General features: G+C 60.1%; 22 protein-coding genes and 1 tRNA gene. 10 read left to right on the top strand and 13 right to left on the bottom strand.

The window, feature by feature from the left end:
* Positions 1-85 precede the first annotated feature (85 nt).
* The 5 genes from G6K99_RS10300 to G6K99_RS10320 all read left to right on the top strand — a co-directional run bounded on the left by G6K99_RS10300 (position 86) and on the right by G6K99_RS10320 (position 5,063).
* Positions 86-973, top strand: coding sequence for a helix-turn-helix domain-containing protein (locus tag G6K99_RS10300; protein ID WP_092661083.1), 888 nt, complete (start codon positions 86-88; stop codon positions 971-973).
* A gap of 140 nt (positions 974-1,113) precedes the next feature.
* Positions 1,114-3,288 (top strand): TonB-dependent siderophore receptor, encoded by a 2,175-nt coding sequence (locus G6K99_RS10305; protein ID WP_174196480.1) that lies wholly within the window; start codon positions 1,114-1,116, stop codon positions 3,286-3,288.
* A 112-nt stretch (positions 3,289-3,400) separates the two neighbouring features.
* On the top strand, positions 3,401-4,456 hold the full coding sequence (locus tag G6K99_RS10310; protein WP_244631422.1) for a siderophore-interacting protein: 1,056 nt from the start codon (positions 3,401-3,403) through the stop codon (positions 4,454-4,456).
* Between the two features lie 112 nt (positions 4,457-4,568).
* Positions 4,569-4,658, top strand: a tRNA-Ser gene (locus G6K99_RS10315).
* A gap of 126 nt (positions 4,659-4,784) precedes the next feature.
* Positions 4,785-5,063: a hypothetical protein gene (locus G6K99_RS10320; protein ID WP_062581198.1), complete on the top strand. Its 279-nt coding sequence runs from the start codon at positions 4,785-4,787 to the stop codon at positions 5,061-5,063.
* A 65-nt stretch (positions 5,064-5,128) separates the two neighbouring features.
* Here the strand turns inward: G6K99_RS10320 and G6K99_RS10325 are convergent, their stop codons facing one another.
* The gene (locus G6K99_RS10325; protein ID WP_092660551.1) at positions 5,129-5,788 is read right to left on the bottom strand and encodes a peroxiredoxin; all 660 of its coding nucleotides are present in this window, start codon (positions 5,786-5,788) and stop codon (positions 5,129-5,131) included.
* Positions 5,789-6,069: 281 nt separating this feature from the next.
* Positions 6,070-6,468, bottom strand: coding sequence for a DUF1236 domain-containing protein (locus G6K99_RS10330; protein ID WP_062455989.1), 399 nt, complete (start codon positions 6,466-6,468; stop codon positions 6,070-6,072).
* A 390-nt stretch (positions 6,469-6,858) separates the two neighbouring features.
* On the opposite strand from G6K99_RS10330, the gene G6K99_RS10335 reads away from it, so the two are divergent.
* The gene (locus G6K99_RS10335) at positions 6,859-7,560 is read left to right on the top strand and encodes a hypothetical protein (protein WP_162734960.1); all 702 of its coding nucleotides are present in this window, start codon (positions 6,859-6,861) and stop codon (positions 7,558-7,560) included.
* 11 nt (positions 7,561-7,571) lie between these two features.
* Here G6K99_RS10335 and G6K99_RS10340 read toward each other — a convergent pair whose 3' ends face one another.
* Both G6K99_RS10340 and G6K99_RS10345 read right to left on the bottom strand, forming a co-directional pair.
* Positions 7,572-8,237 carry a response regulator transcription factor gene (locus tag G6K99_RS10340; RefSeq protein WP_174196482.1) on the bottom strand — a complete coding sequence of 222 codons (666 nt, stop codon included), beginning with the start codon at positions 8,235-8,237 and terminating at the stop codon, positions 7,572-7,574.
* Complete coding sequence (locus tag G6K99_RS10345; RefSeq protein WP_371816157.1) at positions 8,234-9,616, bottom strand: sensor histidine kinase; 1,383 nt, start codon at positions 9,614-9,616, stop codon at positions 8,234-8,236. The genes G6K99_RS10340 and G6K99_RS10345 overlap by 4 nt, the downstream gene beginning before the upstream one ends.
* 271 nt (positions 9,617-9,887) lie before the next feature.
* Here G6K99_RS10345 and G6K99_RS10350 point away from each other — a divergent pair, with 271 nt between their 5' ends.
* The 3 genes from G6K99_RS10350 (at position 9,888) to G6K99_RS10360 (ending at position 12,032) form a co-directional block, all read left to right on the top strand.
* Positions 9,888-10,550 carry a phosphatase PAP2 family protein gene (locus tag G6K99_RS10350; protein WP_062457946.1) on the top strand — a complete coding sequence of 221 codons (663 nt, stop codon included), beginning with the start codon at positions 9,888-9,890 and terminating at the stop codon, positions 10,548-10,550.
* A 49-nt stretch (positions 10,551-10,599) separates the two neighbouring features.
* Positions 10,600-11,247, top strand: a complete 648-nt coding sequence (locus tag G6K99_RS10355; RefSeq protein ID WP_371816158.1) for a nucleoside triphosphate hydrolase — start codon at positions 10,600-10,602, stop codon at positions 11,245-11,247.
* Positions 11,248-11,327: 80 nt separating this feature from the next.
* Positions 11,328-12,032, top strand: a complete 705-nt coding sequence (locus tag G6K99_RS10360) for a Crp/Fnr family transcriptional regulator (protein WP_062455998.1) — start codon at positions 11,328-11,330, stop codon at positions 12,030-12,032.
* Here G6K99_RS10360 and G6K99_RS10365 read toward each other — a convergent pair.
* Positions 12,029-12,391, bottom strand: coding sequence for a response regulator (locus G6K99_RS10365; protein ID WP_174196484.1), 363 nt, complete (start codon positions 12,389-12,391; stop codon positions 12,029-12,031). The genes G6K99_RS10360 and G6K99_RS10365 overlap by 4 nt on opposite strands.
* A gap of 215 nt (positions 12,392-12,606) precedes the next feature.
* On the opposite strand from G6K99_RS10365, the gene G6K99_RS10370 reads away from it, so the two are divergent.
* A complete protein-coding gene (locus G6K99_RS10370) occupies positions 12,607-13,320 on the top strand; it encodes a Crp/Fnr family transcriptional regulator (RefSeq protein ID WP_062456004.1) in 714 nt (237 codons plus the stop codon).
* A gap of 9 nt (positions 13,321-13,329) precedes the next feature.
* Here G6K99_RS10370 and G6K99_RS10375 read toward each other — a convergent pair whose 3' ends face one another.
* From G6K99_RS10375 to kdgD, 8 genes are all read right to left on the bottom strand, one after another.
* Positions 13,330-13,560, bottom strand: coding sequence for a hypothetical protein (locus tag G6K99_RS10375; protein ID WP_062456007.1), 231 nt, complete (start codon positions 13,558-13,560; stop codon positions 13,330-13,332).
* A 99-nt stretch (positions 13,561-13,659) separates the two neighbouring features.
* The gene (gene pepT / locus G6K99_RS10380; RefSeq protein ID WP_174196485.1) at positions 13,660-14,895 is read right to left on the bottom strand and encodes a peptidase T; all 1,236 of its coding nucleotides are present in this window, start codon (positions 14,893-14,895) and stop codon (positions 13,660-13,662) included.
* A gap of 125 nt (positions 14,896-15,020) precedes the next feature.
* A complete protein-coding gene (locus G6K99_RS10385) occupies positions 15,021-16,301 on the bottom strand; it encodes a TRAP transporter large permease (protein WP_062456012.1) in 1,281 nt (426 codons plus the stop codon).
* Entirely contained in the window at positions 16,301-16,822 is a 522-nt protein-coding gene (locus G6K99_RS10390) for a TRAP transporter small permease (protein ID WP_062456015.1), read from the bottom strand. The genes G6K99_RS10385 and G6K99_RS10390 overlap by 1 nt, the downstream gene beginning before the upstream one ends.
* Positions 16,823-16,909: 87 nt before the next feature.
* Positions 16,910-17,896, bottom strand: a complete 987-nt coding sequence (locus tag G6K99_RS10395) for a TRAP transporter substrate-binding protein (protein WP_062456018.1) — start codon at positions 17,894-17,896, stop codon at positions 16,910-16,912.
* A gap of 51 nt (positions 17,897-17,947) precedes the next feature.
* Complete coding sequence (locus G6K99_RS10400) at positions 17,948-18,829, bottom strand: amidohydrolase family protein (RefSeq protein ID WP_174196486.1); 882 nt, start codon at positions 18,827-18,829, stop codon at positions 17,948-17,950.
* A complete protein-coding gene (locus G6K99_RS10405) occupies positions 18,829-19,980 on the bottom strand; it encodes a mandelate racemase/muconate lactonizing enzyme family protein (protein ID WP_174196487.1) in 1,152 nt (383 codons plus the stop codon). Before G6K99_RS10405 ends, G6K99_RS10400 begins: the two co-directional genes overlap by 1 nt.
* A gap of 4 nt (positions 19,981-19,984) precedes the next feature.
* A complete protein-coding gene (kdgD, locus tag G6K99_RS10410; protein WP_062581182.1) occupies positions 19,985-20,890 on the bottom strand; it encodes a 5-dehydro-4-deoxyglucarate dehydratase in 906 nt (301 codons plus the stop codon).
* Between the last annotated feature and the right edge of the window lie 41 nt (positions 20,891-20,931).

Below are 20,931 nucleotides of genomic sequence, written 5' to 3' on the forward strand. Positions count from 1 at the left end.
CAACGGGCAACCGGAATTGGCGGGGATTGATGCAAGCGCTTAAACTTGATAATCACAAACAAGTTTAATGTGCCACGGTGAATCGATGACCTTCCAGCCTCGGATGCGAAACCAGATCGAGGGTTTTTCGGTCATCGGCGGCATGCGTCGAAGGCACTGGAATGGGATCACCGTAGATCTGTGGGATGTGGAATGCGGCCCGCATGCGGGCGGTTATTACGTGGCGCAGGATCCGCGACTTTTCATCCTGCTGGAGCACCGGGGTGGTGGACGGCCGCTGGTTAAACGCAGTCCCCGGGCAGGCGGTTCGCCGCAGGACAGTTGCAAAAGCCCGATTTCCTATATTCCGGCCGAAATGGATCTCTGGGTGGATATCGAAGACGTCCAGTATGTGCGGCACCTCGACATTCATTTCGATGCGGATGGTTTGCGGCGCCGGCTGATGGACGAACTCGATCCGCGGCGTCTGACGGAGCCGCATCTTCTGTTTGCCGATCCGCGCGTGATGTCGCTGGCGCAGCTGATCGCGATGGAAGTCGCCAATCCGGACCCGCTCCATGATCTCTACGGCGATGGACTGGCGGTCGCGCTGCTCGTCGATGTGCTGAAGATCGTCAAACTCTCGGACACCCGCAAGCGCAGCACACTTGCCCCGTGGCAGTTGCGGCGCGCTGTGGAATTCATCGAGGCCAATTGCCTTCGCAGCATTCGGCTACAGGAGATCGCGGCCCTGACAGGGCTGTCGCAATCGCATTTCAGCCACTCGTTCAAGGCGTCGACAGGGTTTGCGCCGCACGAGTGGCAGATGAATGCCCGGCTCGACCGTGCCAAGCAGATGCTGATTTCCGGCGCCCGGCCGCTGACCGAAATCGCGGTCGAGAGCGGCTTTGCCGATCACGCCCATTTCAGCCGCGTGTTCCGCAAGCATGTCGGCACCACGCCGTCGAAATGGAAAAAGTCACACTCGGTTTGAATCGGCTGCGATGGGGTTCAGTCCAGCAACTTTGCCCAAGATCGTTCAAATATCGCGGATGCGGGCAAGCGACGGCGTTTAATTTGAGTTAAACACTCATCTATTGTGCCAGGTAGTGTGGCGGCGTGAGTGGGGCGAATATGAGTGGAATGTTGGGGAAGAACAAGGTGAAGGCGGCGCTTGGGGCAGGGGTTGCCCTTATGGCGCTCAGCGCATCGTTTAGCGCGCGGGCGCAGGTGCAGAGCGAGGGGACAACGCTTGCACCTATCGTCATCGAGGGCCAAGGAACGGAAGGCGGCGGTACCGGCCCTGTTGAGGGTTACGTCGCCAAGCAGACCACGACGGGGTCCAAGACCGATACGCCGATCAATGAAATTCCGCAGTCCGTATCCGTCGTCGGACGGCAGGAGCTGGAGGATCGCGGCGTCGTCGACAAGGTCGATCAGGCGCTTCTCTATACGCCCGGCGTCTTTGCGCAGCCTTACGGTTCGGATCCCGATACCGACTGGATTTATGTGCGCGGCTTCAACGCTTCGCAGACGGGTCTCTTTTACGACAATCTGGCTCTGACCAGCCACGCCTTCGGCAATTTCCAGATCGATCCGTTCCTGCTGGAACGGGTGGAGGTCCTCAAAGGCCCGGCATCGGTTCTGCTCGGGGGCGCCAATGCCGGCGGTGTCGTGAACCTGGTGCGCAAGCGCCCCACGGACGAGCCCTATTTCTACACCGAGCTCGGAGTGGACAGCAACGGCAGCGGTTATGCCGGCTTCGACTTCTCGGACAAGGCGCTCGGCAGCGATGTCGTCAGCTACCGCTTCACGGGCAAGCTTTCCGGCGGCCAGGGCTATTCGGATGAGCAGGATGACATCCGCGGCGTGTTCATGCCGCAGATCACATTCCAGCCGACCGACACGACCAGCCTCAATGTCTGGGGCTCCGTCAGCAAGCTCGATCAGACCCATACGTCCAACGGTCTGCTGCCCTATACGGGCACCGTGGAAAGCAATCCCGTGTTCGGCAAACTTGACCGTGACGTGTTTGTCGGCGATCCGGATTTCGATATCGGTCGCTCGACCCAGGCAATGGTCGGCTACGAGTTCGAGCATGAATTCGATAGCGGCTGGAAGTTCACGCAGAACCTGCGCTACGCGCATCTCGACAAGCGCGAACGCCAGATCTACGCGTTCGACTTCCTCTCGCAGACCGATGGTCTGGTGCTGACCTACGCAGACGACGTGCGCTCTTCGGCCGACTCGTTCAATATCGACAACCGGCTGGAGAACGAGTTCGAGCTTGGCGGCGCGAGCCACAAGGTGATGGCTGGCGTGGATTATCGCTACTACCGTCTCGACAACGATCAGCTCGCGACACCCTTCGGTTCCTATCCGCCGCAATACGATCCGCTCAACCCGAGCAATGACCTGCCAACACCAACACTCGTGCCTTCGACGCATCAGATCTACACGATCAATCAGGTCGGTGCGTATGTTCAGGACCAGATCAAGTTCGGCGGAGGCTGGGTCGCCACCCTCAACGGTCGCTTCGATTATCTTGAAAGCGAGGTGGACGACCGCCTTGGCACCGGTGATGCCAAGCTGAACGATACCGCCTGGAGCGGCCGTGCGGGCATCGCCTACGAATTCGAAAACGGTGTGACGCCCTATGCCAGCGTCGCCACCTTCTTCAGCCCGCTGGTCGGCACCGGTGCGGATGGCGCGCTGAAGCCCGAAGAAGGCGAGCAGTACGAGGCCGGCGTCAAGTACGAGCCGACCTGGCTCGACGGAAGTCTGACGGCGTCGGTGTTCCAGATCGACAAGCAGAACTATACGGTCAGTATCCCGGCCATCGGTGACCGTCAGCTCGGCGAAGTCCGCTCACGCGGTGTTGAACTCGAAGGCAAGTTCAATCTCGATCGCAACTGGAAGCTCATCGCTGCCGCCTCCTACACCGATCTCGAGTTCACCGAAAACCCTGGCGATTCGTCGCTGGAGGGCAATACGCCGGCGGTGGTGCCGAACGCGCAGACATCGCTCTGGCTGGACTACACGGTCACGGACGGACCGCTCGCAGGCGTGGGTCTCGGGGCCGGTGTGCGCTACCGCGGCAAGTCCTGGGCTGACGACGCCAATACGCTTCGGGTGGAGGACGCAACGGTGTTCGATGCCGGGATCCGCTATGAGAAGAACGACTGGAAGGCTGCGCTCAACGTGACCAACCTGTTCGACAAGGAATACGTTGCGGGCTGCAACACGATGTATTTCTGCGGCTACGGCGAAGCGCGTACGCTGACCTTAAAGGTGAGCAAGGTCTGGTAACTTGACAGCGCCGGTAAAGTTTAGCAGGAAGGCCCTACGGGGCCTTTCCATTTGACCGGCTCATGAACTGTTGACGAACGGGTGAGCGCAGAGGAGCGCGACGGGAATGTTGATGGACAGGTTTACGCTTTCCGGCCAGGCAATTCCGGTCGACCCGGAGCGCATGCTGTGCGAGATCTGCGAACATTTCGTCGAGCATAGCGAGGTCAAGCGCGACGGCGACCACGTCAATCTCGCAAGCGAGGTTGGCGAAGCCAATATCCGCAAGCAGGGCGGCTGCCTTTCGATCGATATTTCCTGCCCGTCGGCGCAGTTGCTGCAACTGGTGCGCAGCTCGATTGCCGAGCATCTCTTCATGTTTGCCGGCGAAGAGCCGCTTGAGCTGAACTGGCATGACGAAGCGGCCCTGACGCCGATCCCGGGCCTTACCGAAATTCGCGTCGTTGCCGCGCGGCATGTAACGCCGCATATGCGCCGCCTGACGCTTGCCTGCGACGACATTGCCCGGTTCGTCGGCGCCGACTACCACATTCGCCTGCTGATCCCGAAGAAGGGCCGCAAGCCCGTCTGGCCGGTCACCCGTGCGGATGGTCGCCTCGGCTGGCTGAACGGCGAAGACGAAATGGTGATCCGCATCTACACGATCCGCAGCGTCGATGTGGTCCGCGGCGAGATGGATATCGACTTCGTTCTGCATGAAAGCGACGGCCGGCCGATGCCGGGTGCCGAGTTCGGCCGCCATGCCGAACCGGGCGATGTCGCAGGTCTGCTGGGCCCGGGCGGCGGCGGTCTGCCGGATGCCCGGCACATGATCCTTGCCGGCGACGATACGGCCTTGCCGGCGATTTCCCGCATCCTCGCCGAAGCGCCTGCCGATGCGCGGCTGCAGGTGTTTATCGAAGTCGACGACGTTGCCGATCAGTTGCCGCTCTGCTCCAGGGCGTCGGTCGAGATCACCTGGCTGCATCGCAAGGGGATTGCGCCTGGCAAAGCCGGGATCCTCGGTCCCGTCGTTCTTCCTGTCATCGAGCAGGCGGGGCCTGACACCTATATCTGGATCGGATGCGAGAAGTCCGAAGCTCGGCCGATCCGCAATCATCTCAAGTCCCGCGGCCACGACAAGAAGCGCATGTGCGTGATCGGATACTGGGGCGAGAACAAGCACTGAGAGCGATTGCCGTGGGGCAAAGGCCCTAATCGTCGCGTGCGAGCGGCAACACGGTTGACGCCGGCAGGGCGAAGCAGATAGGACGCGATCGTTCCCTTTTAGGGAACAGTGCGGAGAGGTGGCCGAGTGGTCGAAGGCGCTCCCCTGCTAAGGGAGTATACCCGGAAGGGTATCGTGGGTTCGAATCCCATCTTCTCCGCCACTATTTTCCCAGATCGTTTCGTCTCGACATCTTTTCTGGGAACTTTTGCACCTTCAGAAAGATAAGTCAGGAACCACCTCGCGACGTACCCGTTGATAGTCATTCACCTATCAAGAAGGATACCCCATGGCTCGCGATATTTCCTCCGACATCGATCGTCTGTCCGATCAGCTCGCCGACCTGCGTTCGGCTCTCATGAAACAGGCCAGCTCTTCGGCAAGCGAGGCATCCAGCTATCTCGCGCCGCGTGCCCGCCAGGTGGCGCGGCAATTGCAGCACGGCAGCCATGACATTTCGGAGGTCGTACGCCGCAACCCGGGTACCGCAACCGGTGCACTCGTCGGCGCGCTTGCGATTGGAGCCGCAATCGGCTTCCTTCTGTACAGTGCCGCTGAGCGCGACTAGTTAGACCTGAAACAGGCGCGTGGATTTCTTCCATGCGCCTGTTTGCACATTGTGGACCGTAGGGCTCAGGCCGACGGCTGCTTCGTCTTGCGCAGATACGGAAGAACCGTGTCGAACGATCCAAAACGCGCAAGCGCATCCTCATTCGAAACCCCTGCCGTAATGATCACATCGTCGCCCTGCTGCCAGTTGGCGGGCGTTGCGACCTGATGCTTTGACGTCAGCTGGATCGAATCGATCGCCCTCAAGATTTCATTGAAATTGCGACCTGTTGTCATCGGGTAAGTGAGGATCAGTTTGATCTTCTTGTCTGGACCGATGACGTAGACGGAACGTACCGTCGCGTTGTCTGCAGGTGTGCGGCCCTCAGACGATGACCCGGCGCTTGCCGGCAGCATGTCGTAGAGTTTCGCGACGTTGAGATCCTTGTCGCCGATCAACGGATAATCGACATCGTAGCCGGTTGCCGTGCGAATATCGTCCTTCCACTTGCCGTGGCTTTCGACAGGATCGACCGAGATGCCGACGATCTTGACGCCGCGCTTGGTGAATTCGCCTTCGAGCCCCGCCATCGTGCCGAGTTCGGTGGTGCAGACGGGCGTGAAGTTCTTGGGGTGGGAAAACAGAACCGCCCAGCCGTCGCCGATCCAGTTGTGGAATTCAATCGTGCCTTGGGTTGTTTCGGCAGTAAAGTCCGGGGCGATGTCGTTGATACGCAGGCTCATGGTGAAGTCCTCCAGTGCTTTTCGCATTGTGATCGGTGACGGCGACATATCCGGTCGGGCGCCGCCTTTGGGCCACCTTAGATATTAGCGGTCGGCCCACTGAATACCACCACGTTTGTTCCAAATTGCGAGCGAGATGGGGCGAAAAGTTGCGCATCGAGTAACGATATCGAAGTCGCATTGCGCGGTCTGAGTTCGTCGCCGATGACCGGCATCTGAATGCAAATCAGCCTCGCGTTCCTTTCGGAAGGCGAGGCTGACGGGAAATCCTTCGATCGCGATTAGCGGATGATCTGGACGACCTTGCGGGTCTGCGGATCCACGATCACGCGTTCCTCGTTGACGACCGTGTAGGAATATTCCGGCGCTTCTGGGATCTGCGAGAGAACGACGGTTTCAGGAACCGCCTGGCCGACCACGATGCGCTCCTTGACGACGACGCGTTCGGTTGGCATCGGCTGCTGCTCGACATAGGTGACGACGCGCTGCGGCGGCGGATCGATTGCGCTGCCGACGATCGCGCCAGCGACGCCACCAACGGCTGCGCCGACAGGTCCGCCGACGATTGCGCCGGTAACCGCGCCGCCTGCTGCACCATTAACCGTGCCCTGCTGCGCCATAGCGACCGGCGCAATGCCGATGCTGAGAAGGGTAGAAAGAACGAGGATCTTCGTTTTCATAACGTTTACCTTTCGATGCCTGCGACGGGACCGGCCCGGCAGTTTTATGTTCCGCCAGATGCAACGGTCGTTTTCGACCCCGTTCTGGATGAGTATGGCGATGTCCTGATACCCAAAAGGATAATGTGTTCAGCGCCTTGATACGACCTGACAATGGCCGAGCGGGTGGTTCGTTCCAGCCATTGGGCTTCAGTCCTGTGCGGTATGGGACCAAAGGCTGACACTTCGCTGATCTTGCCGAAGAGACGGAAAAGACGGAACAATTCCGGCGGCCGATGGATTTCAAATACTCAGTGCACTGCGCAGGCGGGATGCTGACACCTCATGTGGCAAGAGGCCGATACGACGGGCAATGCGCCCTTTGTCACGGCACATTTGAAGAGCCAACAGATGATCACACGCCGAGACATACTCACCGCCGTCACCACCGCAGCATTCGTCACGGTGTTTCTGCCTGTGCAGCTTCGTTTCGATGTGGCGTCGGATGGAATGCTGATCAGCATCGCCCAGGCACAGGCGCAAGGCAATGGCGGTGCAGGGTCTGGGGGCGGAGCCGGCGGTAATGGTGGCAAGGGAGGCTCGGGTCAGGGTGGCTCGGGGCAAGGTGGTTCTGGCTCGGGTGGCTCTGGTCCCGGTGGCTCTGGCCCAGGTGGTTCAGGCCAAGGCGGGTCAGGGCAGAGCGGCGGCTCAGCGGGTGACGGCGCGGATGGCGGATCGAAGGGTGACGGGGGCAAGGGCGGCTCTGGTAGCGGTGCGCCGGGAGAGGGCAATCGCGGGGACGCGCAAAATGCCGGTACGTCGGGGACACCCTCTGATGCTCCGGCGAATGGAGCCGTGACTGATGGACCGCAGAACACCGGCACCCAAAAGGACAATGCGATCGGGACGACACCCGAGACACCGGACGTCTCGGCCGAAGGACGGAAGAAGACCTCTAAGAATTCGCGCTCGCTGTCTGTTCGTCATGCGAACGGAACCACAGAGCGGATCTCAGGCGATCGGTACGAGATGCGGGATTCACGGCAAAGACCGATCGTGAACCGCGAGGCCACACGATCGGACCGAAAGCGACTTGAGACGCTGAGCCGCTAACGGTTACCGCGCTAGGCTGCTCCGCCCGTCCGACTTTCGGTCGCGTCGCGAAGGGCCAGCGCTGCTTCGGTGCGGTTGGAGACTTTGAGTTTCGACAGAATGCGCGTCATGTGGTGCTTGACCGTCTTCTCATGCAGATCGAGCAGTTGCGCCACCCGCTTGTTGCTGAGACCCGATGCCACGAGGTTGAGGACTTCCTGTTCGCGATCCGTCAATTCCGCCATCAGATCCTGCTTGGCGGCATTTTCCCTTTCCTTTGCCATGCCGGCGAGAAGCCGGGCAGAGAGGCTAGGGGCCAGGTAGGGTTCTCCAGAGGCAACGGTGCGGACGACGTCGGCCAGTTCGCGGGATCCGATGCCTTTCAGAACATAGCCTTTCGCTCCAAGCTTCAGGGCACCTGCAATGTCCTCGTTGGCTTCCGATACGGTCAGCATGACGATCTTGATAGGGGGCCAGACCTCGACGGCGCCGGCAACGGCCTGCAGTCCGTTTCCGGGCATCGAGATGTCCATCAGCATCACGTCGGGGCGTATATGCTCGACGATATGAAGCGCCTCGTCCTTTGAGCCACCTTCCGCCACGATCTCGAAACCCCCCATTTCAGAGAGGCTGCGGATCACTCCCTCGCGAAACAGCGGGTGATCGTCGATGACGGCTATTCTGGTTGGGGCTTTCATACATGCTCCGATTCATGAACGTTCAGCGACATTCTGACCGTTGTTCCACGAGAAGACGTCGCGAGATCAAAGGTTCCCCCGAGGCTTTCAATCCGCTCCCTGAGACCAGCGATCCCCAGGCCTTCCGGCCTTATAGTGGATTTGTCGAAGCCGGGTCCATCGTCGCTTACCTCGACAATGATCATGTTGCCTTCGTAGGTTTGGGTGACTGTCTGGTTTGCGCCAGCGGCGTGCCTGTATCCGTTGTTCAACGCTTCCTGGACAAAGCGGTAGATACAGATCTTGGCGGAAGGAAGAAGCGGTCTGGCGGGCGATGCGATCTTGAGGTCAACGGTCGCCGCAGTCCGCTCGCGGTGAGCGCCAACGACCTTTTCGAGGATTTCCGGCACAGCTGCCGTCTCGATCTGCGGCAGGACAAGCCCGCTGCAGATGCTGCGGATCTCATCCATCGCTTCCTGCAAGCGCGCCTTGATTGCAGCAACCTCCGCTTCCCGGACATCGCGGGGAGCTTCCGGATCGACCAGGAGCGCGCTGTCGACGCGCAGCGCCGCGTAGGCGACAAGCTGGGCCGGGCCGTCGTGCAGGTCGGCACCCAGCCGCCGCAGGTAGCCTTCGTTCAACGCTGTTGCGCGTTGCGACGCGCGCTGTGCACGGCTGTGCAAGGTCCTGTTCTGGGTCAGCAGGCTCTGCAGATCCACCACCCGCTCCGTGAGGCTGCGCTGCTGCGCCTCGATCATCCGGCTGCCCTTGAAGACGATCGCCGACAAAAGCAGGAAGAACGTCGTCGTGACCCCGGCGACGGCCAGCCAGCTCTGAAGGCGCGCCTGCGACAGGCTTTGCTGGAAATCATCGGCGATCTCGTAGAATTCCGTGACCGCGATCACCTCGCCGGACCACGGCTGCAGGATCGGATTGTAGATTTCGAGAAGCGGCTTTCCGAAACTGCGCTGATCGAAACTTTCGGCATCATCGACATAGTCGAACTGTGCGACCATCTTGCCGGAAAAGGCTGCGGTCAGATCCTTGCCCGGCGGGAAACGTTTGCCCTGGATCGTTTTGTCCGTCGCATAGAGAACGGTGCCGTCTGCGCGCCACAGCCTGAAGGAGACGACCTGCTTCCCGAGAGCGCCCTGACCGAAGGTTTCGTCGAGAACCCGGTTGGTCACGTCGTCGAGCGTGTCCGTTGTCTTGAGATCCGGCAGGATCGGCGCAATGATGCTATCGACATAGAGTGCGGTGGTAGCCGCAGAATTGCGTGTGACCGCATCCTCGATGAGGTTCGTCACGAAGGCGCCGACCAGCAGCATTGCAACGATGGACACGATGCCGCCGGCAAACAGGAATTGCCGCGCCAGCGTCTGTTGGTTCCAGCGTTCCAAAATTCCTGTCTTCAGCAATGCCCCGTGGCCCCGATTGATCGAGCCATACCTATGGCAGCCGAAAGCAGGATCAATTGTGGCCGTGTCGTGAAAGGAGCGATGATGCCTCCACAACACATTCTTCATGCACCTTCTTTGCCTTCACGTCTCTCCTGCCTATCTGTTGCAGCAATGAAACCGACAACGACGTCGTCGCCATCGCGGCTGATGATGCAAACCCGGAGACGATGCCGTGCTGCAACGCCTGAGAACGATCATTGCCGAGCGGTTCATGACGTTTGAGCCTCTTGGCCTGATCATGTTCTCACTCCTGGCCGGTAGCCTCTTCCTGTTCATCAGCCTGACCGGTATCGTGATCGATGGCGAAACGCACGAATTCGACGAACGGATACTGCTTGCTCTGCGCCAGGCAGGCGACCCTTCGGTGCCCATCGGTCCCTACTGGCTGACCCATGCGGTCGGTGACATCACCGCGCTTGGCGGCATCACCGTGCTATCGCTTATGACCGTGCTTGCCACGATCTATCTTCTGCTCGCGGGCCGCCGCTCGATCGCCGTCTTCATGTTTCTATCCATTCTCGGCGGTTGGCTGCTCAGCAACCTTCTCAAGCTCGGCGTGGCGCGGCCTAGGCCGGACATCGTACCGCATCTCGTCAATGTCCACGACCTGAGCTTCCCGAGCGGGCATGCGATGCTTTCGGCGGTGACCTATCTCACCCTTGCGGCCCTGCTGTCACGTGCCGAACAATATCGCTCGACCCGCATCTTTTTCCTCGCGACCGGCATCCTGCTGACCCTGCTGGTCGGTCTCAGCCGCCTTTATCTCGGCGTTCACTATCCAACAGACGTGATGGCGGGGTGGTGTGCGGGTGCAGCCTGGGCTGCCGGCTGCTGGATTGTCGCGCGACGGTATATTTCATCACGCGCATCTTGAATGAAACGACCGCGTCGGGAATGAGTGGGCAAACGAAAAGGCAATAGCGATGGCGGACATGCAACTCGACGAACTGTGCGACCTTATCCTGAAGACGGAGGAGGGAAAGTCTCGCTCGCTCATCGCGGTCGCAGGACCGCCCGGAGCGGGGAAGTCGACACTGGCCGACATTCTGGCATCCAAGCTCTCCGGACGGGGGGAAACAGCCGAAGTCCTGCCGATGGATGGTTTCCACATGGACAACGGCATTCTCGAGGAGCGCGGATTGCTCGCCCGCAAGGGTGCGCCCAATACGTTCGACCTGCGCGGTTTTATCGATGTCGTCCAGGCCGTGAAAGCGGCCAAGGATGAAGTGCTCGTACCCGTGTTCGACAGGTCGCGCGAACTGGCGATCGCTGCGGCACGGGTCGTCTCGCCACGCCATCGGTTCATCGTGATCGAGGGCAACTATCTTCTGCTGGGCGAGGGTGGCTGGGAGCGTCTTGCACCGCTGTTCGACTACCGGATCCTGCTCGCCCCGCCGATCGAGGAGCTGCAACGGCGTCTGGAGGCGCGATGGACGTTCTACGGTCTGGCCGGCCAGGCGTTCGAAGACAAGATCCACGGAAACGACATGCCGAATGTTCGGTTGGTGCTGGAGAAATCGAAGGGCGCCGATCTGGTTCTCGGAAGACTGGATCTCGAAGCCGAACGATAAGTGCCCCCGGGGGGCTACACAGATCGACTTCGTGATCCAAATATAACAGGGTAACGATCACAGAGGACGGGTGAAAACCAATGCGATCACCCAACACGCTGCTATCCCTGTTGTCCGAGGACGACTACTCGCACGCGGAACGCTGCATGGAGGAGCTCGAATTGCCGCAGGGCATGCTCCTTTCCGGACCCGACGAAGTCGACCGATACTGCTATTTCCCCTATTCCGGGATCGGGTCGACCGTCGCGATCTCTGCGCGCGGCAAGCAGTCCGAGATCGGACTGTTCGGGCGGGAAGGCATGTCTCCCGCGTCGGCGATACTGGGATCCGATCGTAACCCGTACAAGGTCATCATGCAGGTTCCGGGGCACGGCGCACGCATCGAGGTCGGGCAGATGGTTGACCTCATCTGGAGCAGGCCGGAGATACGCCGGGTGTTTTTCCGGTGGGCGCATGTTTCTTCGGTGCAGGTTGCTCTGACTGCGCTGACCAATGCCACCCAGACGATTGAGCAGCGTCTGGCCCGATGGATCCTGATGTGTCACGACCGCACGGGCAGCGACGAAGTCAACCTCACGCACGAATTCCTGGCAATCATGCTTGCCGTCCGGCGTCCGAGTGTAACGACCTCGCTGCATGTGCTCGAAGGTCGGCAAATGATCCATTCGTATCGGGGAACGATTGTCGTGCGAGACCGTCCGGCGCTGGAGAAACTCGCAGCCGACTGCTATGGCGGAGGTGAGGTTGAATATCAGCGCGTGATGGAGATGTCAGCGTCAGTCTAAGCTCTGGCTGAAACCGCGGCGAGCTTCTGCTCGACGACGGAAACGACGAACGCTGGATCGGCCGGCTTGTCAATCCAGACGCCATCGCTGAAGAGTTCGTTTTCCCAGTCCTGCGGCTTTTCACTGCCCGAGTAGACCACGAATGGGATGCGAGCGTCATGCAACACCTGGATGACCGCATAGCAATCACCATCGGTCAGATGAAGATCGAGAATGACAATGCTCGGAACATTCTTCTGCAGCCATTCCAGCGCAGCTTGTTTCGAGCGCAGATTGATGACGTTATTCAGCCCAGCAGCCCCGAGCGCGTCCTCGATATCCAACGAAATGAGCGGCTGATCTTCAAGCAATAAAATCATATGTTTCGACAAACCAGTTCCAAAGGGTCACTGTGTTGAAAGCGCGGATTCGTTCTAATCAATTTGCTTCGGACTTTGTCCGTTGGTCTGATAGCGTACCGACGTTGGGAAGCGGGTTGTCTCGCTTATTTTATGGACATAGATGGAATCATTCTATTCAGGCGGAGATATCTCCATAGGCCGAGCAGGCTGGTCTCTGCCTTCAAGGGTTGGCGATGGGTGACATTCAGAAAGATACGGTCCGGAATTCGCTTCTCCGGCTGATGCCCCGAGAAAGCTTCGAAGCAATTGCGCCGCATCTCGAACATGTCGATCTTCCGCGTGGAACCGAGCTATCGGCTCCGAACGAAACGCCCCTGCACGCCTATTTCCCGGAATCCGGTATCGCCTCGATTGTGGCGAGGTCTCCGCAAGGGCAGCATGCGGAGATCGGAATTTTTGGTCGCGACGGAATGACCCCCACGGCGATGGTCCTTGACGCGGAATCGGACCCCTATTCGATCTTTATGCAAGTGGAGGGCCGTGGTTACCGTCTGGCCTCAGATCAGTTGAAGCTGGCTTTGAAGGATCGCGCCTGTCTCAACCTTCTGACGCGCTACAGCCAGGCCCTGTCAGTCCAGGGGGCCTACACGTCACTGTCCAACGCCGTCCATCACATCGACGAACGTCTGGCCCGGTGGATCCTGATGTGTCACGATCGGACCGACGGCGACGAGATCAGCCTTACCCACGAATTCCTCTCGATCATGTTGGCTGTCCGCCGACCGAGCGTGACGACGGCACTGCATCTGCTCGAGGGTCGCAAGCTGATCTACTCCGAGCGTGGCATGATCATCGTCAGAGACCGTAGCGCACTCGAGGATTTCGCCAAAGATGCCTACGGGGAATGCGAGCGGGAATACGAGCGTCTGATCGGACCCTTGAGGTAGACGTCGACCTCAGTTTGTCGCCGCGGGCAGGGAGAACTCCCCAACCTTCGTTCCCTTGTAGTCGCGAACTTCAATCATTGGTGAGACGGAAGGACGACCCTGTCGCAACCGGTCGGCCATGATTTCGCGCGCAGACGCCTCGGCCTCGGCCAGGGCGCTTGGAAGATCCGGAAGATCGTTGCCTTCTTCGTCTTCGATCAAATCTTTGCCGTCACGAACGTGGAAATAAAATCGGGGCATGTGGGTACCTAGCGAGCTTTTTATTCATACCCGCGAGGCTCGCTTAGGTTCCAGATCCGTGTTCATGTCGGCAAAGACTGTACGGTTGCGTACATAGGCTCAGGCGCGCTCTTCCCAGAGCTTGGCCAGTTCAACGATCGTGTCGACCGCCTTTTCCATATCCTGGCTGCTGACCCATTCCAGCGGGGAGTGGAATGCATGGCCGCCGGCAAAGATGTTGGGGCAGGGCAGGCCCATGAAGGATAGCCTTGAACCGTCAGTGCCGCCGCGGATGCTGCCGCGCTTCGGCGTCAGACCGGCCCGCTTGATCGCATCGATCGCATTCTCGACGATCTCAGGATGACGGTCGAGCACCAGCTTCATGTTGCGATACTGCTCGATGACGGTGAACGTGTAGGTCGAACCGGGATAGTCGTGCATGACGTCCTTGACGATATCCTCGAGCAACGTCTCCTTGGTCTTCAAACCCTCGTCGGCGAAGTCCCTGATGATCAGGCTGATCTTTGCCTTCTCCATGCTGCCGCTCAGATCCGTCGGATGGATGAAGCCGTCCCGGCCTTTCGTCGTTTCCGGCGCCATGTGTTTTGGCAGGCGATCGACGATGGCGCCGGCGATGCGGATCGCGTTTTCCATCTTTCCGTAGGCGAAACCGGGGTGGATCGCGACGCCGGTGATGGCGATCTCGACCGCGTCGGCAGAAAACGTCTCATCCTCGATCGTGCCGACTGTTTCGCCATCCAGCGTATAGCCAAAATCGGCGCCGAGCTTTTGAATATCCACCTTTTCCACACCGCGGGCGATCTCTTCGTCGGGCGTGAAGAGGAGGCGGATCGCGCCGTGCTTGATGTCGGGGTTGTCGATCAGGTATTTCGCGGCCGTGACGATTTCGGCAAGGCCCGCCTTGTCGTCGGCGCCGAGAAGCGTCGTGCCGTCGAAGGTGATGATGTCGTGGCCGATCTGGTTCTTCAGTTCCCTGTGCTCGCTCTCGCGGATCACGCGACCCGCATGGCCGGGAAGTGCGATATCGCCGCCCTGGTAGTTACGGATTACCTGCGGCTTAACATCGGTGCCGCTGAAGTCTGGTGCCGTATCCATATGCGCGCAGAAGCAGACGACGGGCACGTTGTTCTTACCCGTATTGGACGGCACCGTTGCATAGACATAGCCGTGTTCGTCGAGATGCGCGTCTGAGAGGCCGATCTCCAGCAGTTCTTCGACCAGAACACGGCCGAGCGTCAGCTGTTTCGAGGTCGATGGCTGGGTGGGTGAGGAGGCATCCGACTGGGTATCGATGACGACGTATCGGAGGAAGCGGTCGGTAACGGTATCGGTCATGAGCAAATATCCGGATCAAATCAAAGCCGGACTGTAGCCTGACATCTCCAAAATGCAAAAGGTCCCGTGCTGGACGGGACCTTTGATTTCAGGAGCGATGACTATCCGACTTGAACAGCCTCGGCCTACTTGAACAGAGCCGGCAGCCAGAGCGACAGGCCGGGGATATAGGTGACCAGCAGCAGCACGAAGATGCTGGCGCCAAAGAACGGCCAGATGGTCTTCATAGCTTCGCGGATGGTGATGCCGCCCACCGCGCAGCTGACGAAGAGCACGGTTCCGACCGGAGGCGTGTTCAGTCCGATACCGGCGTTGAGGATCATTACCACGCCGAAATGGACGGGATCGATGCCGAACGCCTTGACGACCGGCAGCAGGATCGGCGTTGCGATGATCACCATCGGCGCCATGTCCATGAACGTGCCAAGCACCAGCAGGATGATATTGATCATCAAGAGCACGATGATCGGATTGTCAGAGATGGCCGAGATCGCGGCGATGATCAGCGTCTGCACCTGCAGGAAAGCCATCAGCCAGCCGAACGAGGCAGCCATGCCGATCACCAGCAAGACCATTGCCGTGGTGCGGACAGCACCCATAACCGCTTCGACGAAACCATCCCAGTTCAGTTCGCGATAGACGATCATCGCGACAAGGAAGGCGTAGAGTACCGCGATGCAGGAGCTTTCCGTTGCCGTGAACACGCCCGAGCGGACACCGCCGAAAATGATGGCGATCAGGAGGATGCCCGGGAGCGACGCCAGGAAGTAGTAACCCACACGCCTGAAGCCGGGGAACGGGTCCGCCGGGTAACCGCGCTTGACGGCAACCCACCAGGCCGTGACCATCAAGGCGGCGGCGAGAAGCAGTCCGGGAATGATGCCCGCGGTGAAGAGATCGGCGACGGAGACATTGCCGCCGGCTGCGATCGAATAAAGGATCATGTTGTGCGACGGCGGGATCATCAGCGCGATGATCGCAGCATTTGCCGTCACGTTGACAGCATAATCCCGGTCATAGCCGCGAGCTGCCATCTGCGGGATCATCAGGCCGCCGACCGCCGAAGCGTCGGCCACCGCAGAACCGGAAATGCCACCGAACAGGGTCGAAGCGACCACGTTGACCTGGCCGAGGCCACCCCGCATGTGGCCAACCAGGCCGGCCGCAAAGCGGATCAGCCGAGTGGCGATACCGCCGCGTACCATCAGGTCGCCTGCGAAGATGAAGAACGGGATCGCCATCATGGCAAACACGTTCATGCCGGAATTCATCTGCTGGAAGACGACGATCGGGGGCAGGCCGATATAGAGCACTGTCGCGAAGGATGCGATGCCGAGGCAAAATGCGATCGGCATCCCGATGATCATCAGAAAGGTGAAGGCGCCGAAAAGAATAGTATAGGCCATTATGCGGCCTCCTGCACAAGTACGTCCGCTGCGATTTCCTCGCCGATCGCGACGTCGATGAAACGTTCGAGTGAAAAGATCGATATCATTGCGCCACCGACGATCATCGGAAAGAAATCCGTACCGCCAGGCCATCCGAGAACGGGGATGCGCGCCGTCCAGGTCCCGATCGCCAGAAGCGATGAGTAATAGGCCATGCCGATGCCAAACAGCACGATCAGTCCGAGGCTGAGCAGGTCCATGGCCCGCTGGATGGCCGGCGGCATGATGTAGCGAACAACGTCGAGCCCGAGATGGACGCTTTCGCGCACACCGACCGCAGCGCCAAGCATGATGAACCAGGACATCAGATAGAGCGACAACGGCTCCGACCAGCTGGGACTATCGTTGAGAATATAACGGCTGAAAACCTGCCAGCCGACGATCAGGGTCATCGAGACCATGCCGATACCGGCGATCCACAATGATGATCGGCTGATCATGCTAAGAACAGGTCTTATCGCCTGCATGAAATTTCGCATTGTCCCGTCCTCCAAAGCCCGACAGGTTCCCCGATGTCGGAAAAGCACAGCCGACCCCGGTGTGGCGGGGCCGGCCGATCAGGGCTGTCAGTTGACGGCCTGGATTTCTTCCAACAGGCTCTTCATCTTCGCGTCGGTCACGAACTTGTCGTAGACTGGCTTCATCGCGGCCGAGAACTCGTCCTTGTTGACGGTAATGACCTTTACGCCGCCGGCGCGGACCTTTTCTTCCGAAGACTTTTCGCGGGCAGCCCACAGTTCGCGCATCTTGACGACGCTGTCCTTCGCGGCCTGGCGGATGACCTTCTGGTCATCGGGCGTCAGCTTGTCCCAGGAGACTTTCGACATGACCAGAATTTCCGGGTTCATCGAATGCTGGGTCAGCGAATAGTTCTTGGCGACCTCGTAATGACGGGCCGATTCGTAGGACGGCCAGTTGTTTTCAGCACCGTCGACAACGCCGGTTTCCAGCGACGAGTAGACTTCGCCCATCGGCATCGGCGTCGGGTTTGCACCGAAGGCCTGCATCATCGCGATCCAGAGGTCGGACTGCTGGACACGGATCTTCATGCCCTTGAGGTCGGCCAGTTTTTCGACCGGCTTCTTGGTGGTGTAGAAGGAGCGCGCGCCGCTGTCGTAGTAGGCCAGACCGATCAGGCCGTGTGGTTCGAAGGCGGCAAGGATCTTGTCGCCGATCGGGCCGTCGACGACCTTATGCATGTGGTCGGTCGAGCGGAACAGGAAGGGCAGGCCAAGAACGACCGTCTCGGGGATGAGGTTGTTGAACGGCGCGGCATTGACGCGGTTCATGTCGATGACGCCGAAACGGGTCTGCTCGATCGTGTCCTTCTCGCCGCCGAGAACCGAGTTGTTCATCACCTGCACGCCGATGCGGCCGCTGGTGCGTTCCTTGACGAGGTCGCCCATGTATTTGACTGCCTCGACAGTCGGATAGCCATCAGGATGGATATCGGCAGAGCGCAGGGTGATCTCCTGCGCGCGGACGCTGGTATGGGCCGTGGTGGTGGCCAGCGCCAAGCAAAATGCGAGCCCGAGGGCTTTCGTCAGTTTCATGTCTTCCTCCTCCAAAAAGCCGTCGCCTCCACGCGCCGGCGGTGATTAAATTTATTTGGTCGATGCACTCCAGTCCGGAAGGCCAAACAGCTGTTCCGGGTTCTTCACGAGCGCCAGCTCAAGCGCTTCTTCGTCCGCCAGCCAGCTTAGAACCGTGTCGGTCAACGCGACGTCGTCCGGATAGTCCTTCTGCTCGCGTGCAAGGTTGTGCGGCCAGTTGCTGCCCCAGACGATGCGTTCAGGCGCGTAGGCGGCGATATCGCGCGAGAAGGCCGCGACATCGGCATAATCAGGTGCGCCGGACTTCGAGGACTCGTAGACGCCTGCAAACTTGAACCAGCATCTGCCGATATCCATCAGTCGCTTCAGCGCTGCGATTTCCGGGCCGTCAGGCGTTGCGCCGGAGAAGAACTTGCCGTGATGGTCGAACACCCAGCGGCTCTCGAGTTTGGCAAGGCGTGGCTCATGCTCGAGGATATTGCTGCCGTCGAACTGGACTGCGAGCATCCAGCCGCGGGCGGCAGCCTTGGCGTCGAGTGCTTCGAGCGCCGAAAGGTCCACGGCACCGCCGGGCAGATCCATGATGCGCAGGCCGACGATACCGGCTTCGGCGAGTTGGTCGAGTTCGCCATCGGAGACATCACCCGCGACTGCAGCGACGCCACGGGCAACATCGCCCATTTCCTTCAGGCAGGCGACCAGGTTGGTGTTGTCGCGCTGGTGGGCATTGCCCTGCGTGATCACGACACGATCGATGCCGAGCCATGCCATGAACTGGCGATACTGGTCCGCATCGGGAAGTGCGCCGACTGGAAGGCCCGGACCACCGGGCTGCGATGGGAAACCCGGCAGGTACATATGCATCTGCGAGTCGACTGCGCCCGCCGGCAGTTTGGTCGTTGGCGCGTCTCCGGAGAGCGGACGAACAAGCATCAGACGTCTCCCGACTTCGGTTCAGGCATTTTGAATTCCTTGAGCGCATCGCGGTTGATCTCGATCCCGAGACCAGGGCCATCGGGGATCTGCACCACGCCGTGCCGATGTTCGATCGGTGTTTTGATCACCGCCTGGCGGAAAGGGTTGTCGGTGCGGTCGAATTCGAGAATGGGTTCGATCGGATTGACACGAACCGGGCTCGGGATCATCGCCGCCATGAACTGCAGGGCGGCGGCGATATGGACGGCCGTTCCCCAGACATGGGGCACGACGCGGATACCATGGAGCGCTGCGAGATCGGCGACGCGCTTGGCCTCGGTAAACCCGCCGACGCCGGCGAGATCCGGCTGGAGAATGTCAACGGCGCGGGTTTCCACCGGCTCGCGCATGCCCCACCGGCTGTGCCACGTTTCACCGCCGGCAACCGGGATCGGCTGGCGGGCGCGCACTTCGCGGTAGGCGGCCAGCTGTTCCGGCACGACGGGTTCCTCGAACCAGTCGATATCGTATCGTGCCGCCGCATTGCCGAGTTTGACGGCTTCCACCGTGTCATAGCCATGGTTGGCGTCGATCATCAGGCGCATGTCGGGACCGGCTGCCTCGCGTACGGCGCGGATGACGCGGAGGTCTTCCTCGACGCCGAAGCCGATCTTGATCTTCGTCGCGTGGAAACCTTCGTCGCGGTAGCGGGCGACATCGCGGGCATTGTCTTCGACGCGGTCGACGCCGTCGCGCTTGAAGCTGCCGGTGGCATAGGCCTTGACGCTTTCGCGAAAACGGCCGCCAAGCAGGATTGAGACCGGCACGCCGAAATGCTTGCCCTTGATGTCCCACAGCGCGATGTCGATGCCCGAGAGAGCGGTGACTGCCAGGCCGCGCTGGCCTTGGTCACGCAGGGCGTTGTACAGTTTCGCCCAGATCTTTTCGGTTTCCAGCGCGTTTTCGCCGATCAGCCAGTTTGTATACGCCGCCACCACAGCTGCGTTGGGCCGGGCCGGGCCGAGGCATTCGCCCCAGCCGATGGTTCCGTCGTCGCACTCGATCTCGACCAGGATATGGGCGCGGCGATCAAAGCGCATCGAGGCGCTTTCGAAGGCGACATCCAGCCTGTGTTCAAGAAGGTGGGTGCGGACCGCAGCGATCTTCATGGGTTCACCGCTTCTGATCGCCGATGAGCTTCAGCAGAATCTGCTCTTCCTCTTCCGTCAGGTCGTCGAGCGGCGGGCGGACCTTGCCGGCATCAAAGCCCTGCAGGCGCACGCCGGCCTTGATGGCGGAGACCGCATAACCCTTGCGGCGGCCGCGAAGCGCCATGAAGGGGTAGAAGAATTCGGTGAGGATCTGTTCGCAGCGGGTGCGATTGCCGGCACGCAGTGCCTTGTAGAACTCGACAGCAAGACCCGGCACGAAGTTGAAGACGGCCGACGAATAGGTGGTGAAGCCGGCGCCGAGATAGGCTTCGGCGAACAGTTCCGCCGTCGGCATACCGCCGAGATACATCAGCCGGTCGCCCATCGTGGCCGTGATCTGGCGCACGAGGCCGATATCGCCGGTGCCGTCCTTGAAGCCGATCAGGTTCGGGCATTCGTCGCAGAGCCGCTGCAGCGTGTCGACCTGAAGCACGGAGTTGTCGCGGTTATAGACCATGACGCCGATGCCGACCGACTGGCAGATCGCCTTCACATGCTTGTACAGGCCTTCCTGCGGCGCATCGATCATGTAGTGGGGCAGAAGCAGAATGCCGTCCGCGCCTGCTTTCTCGACCTTCTTTGCAAGATCGACGCCCACATGCGTGCCGAAGCCGCAACCGGAGACGATCGCGGTCTTGCCGGACGCTTCCTTGGCGGATTTCACGATGGCGGGAATTTCATCGGGGGCCAGCGAGAAGAATTCTCCGGTGCCGCCGGCGGCAAAGAGAACGGGCGCCTCGAAGCCGGAAAGCCACTCGATATGACGCTGATAACTTTCAGGCTGAAACTGGCCCTCGGCATCGAAATGGGTCACAGGGAACGACAGCAGGCCGGCGCCAAGCGCTGCCTTGATCTCTTCAGGCGTCATGTAGTGTTATCCTCTCAGTGTCTCCTCCAGACAATGTTGTC

The sequence above is a fragment of the Neorhizobium sp. AL 9.2.2 genome (assembly GCF_013317225.1).
In the GTDB taxonomy this organism is placed as follows: Bacteria; Pseudomonadota; Alphaproteobacteria; order Rhizobiales; family Rhizobiaceae; genus Neorhizobium; species Neorhizobium soli.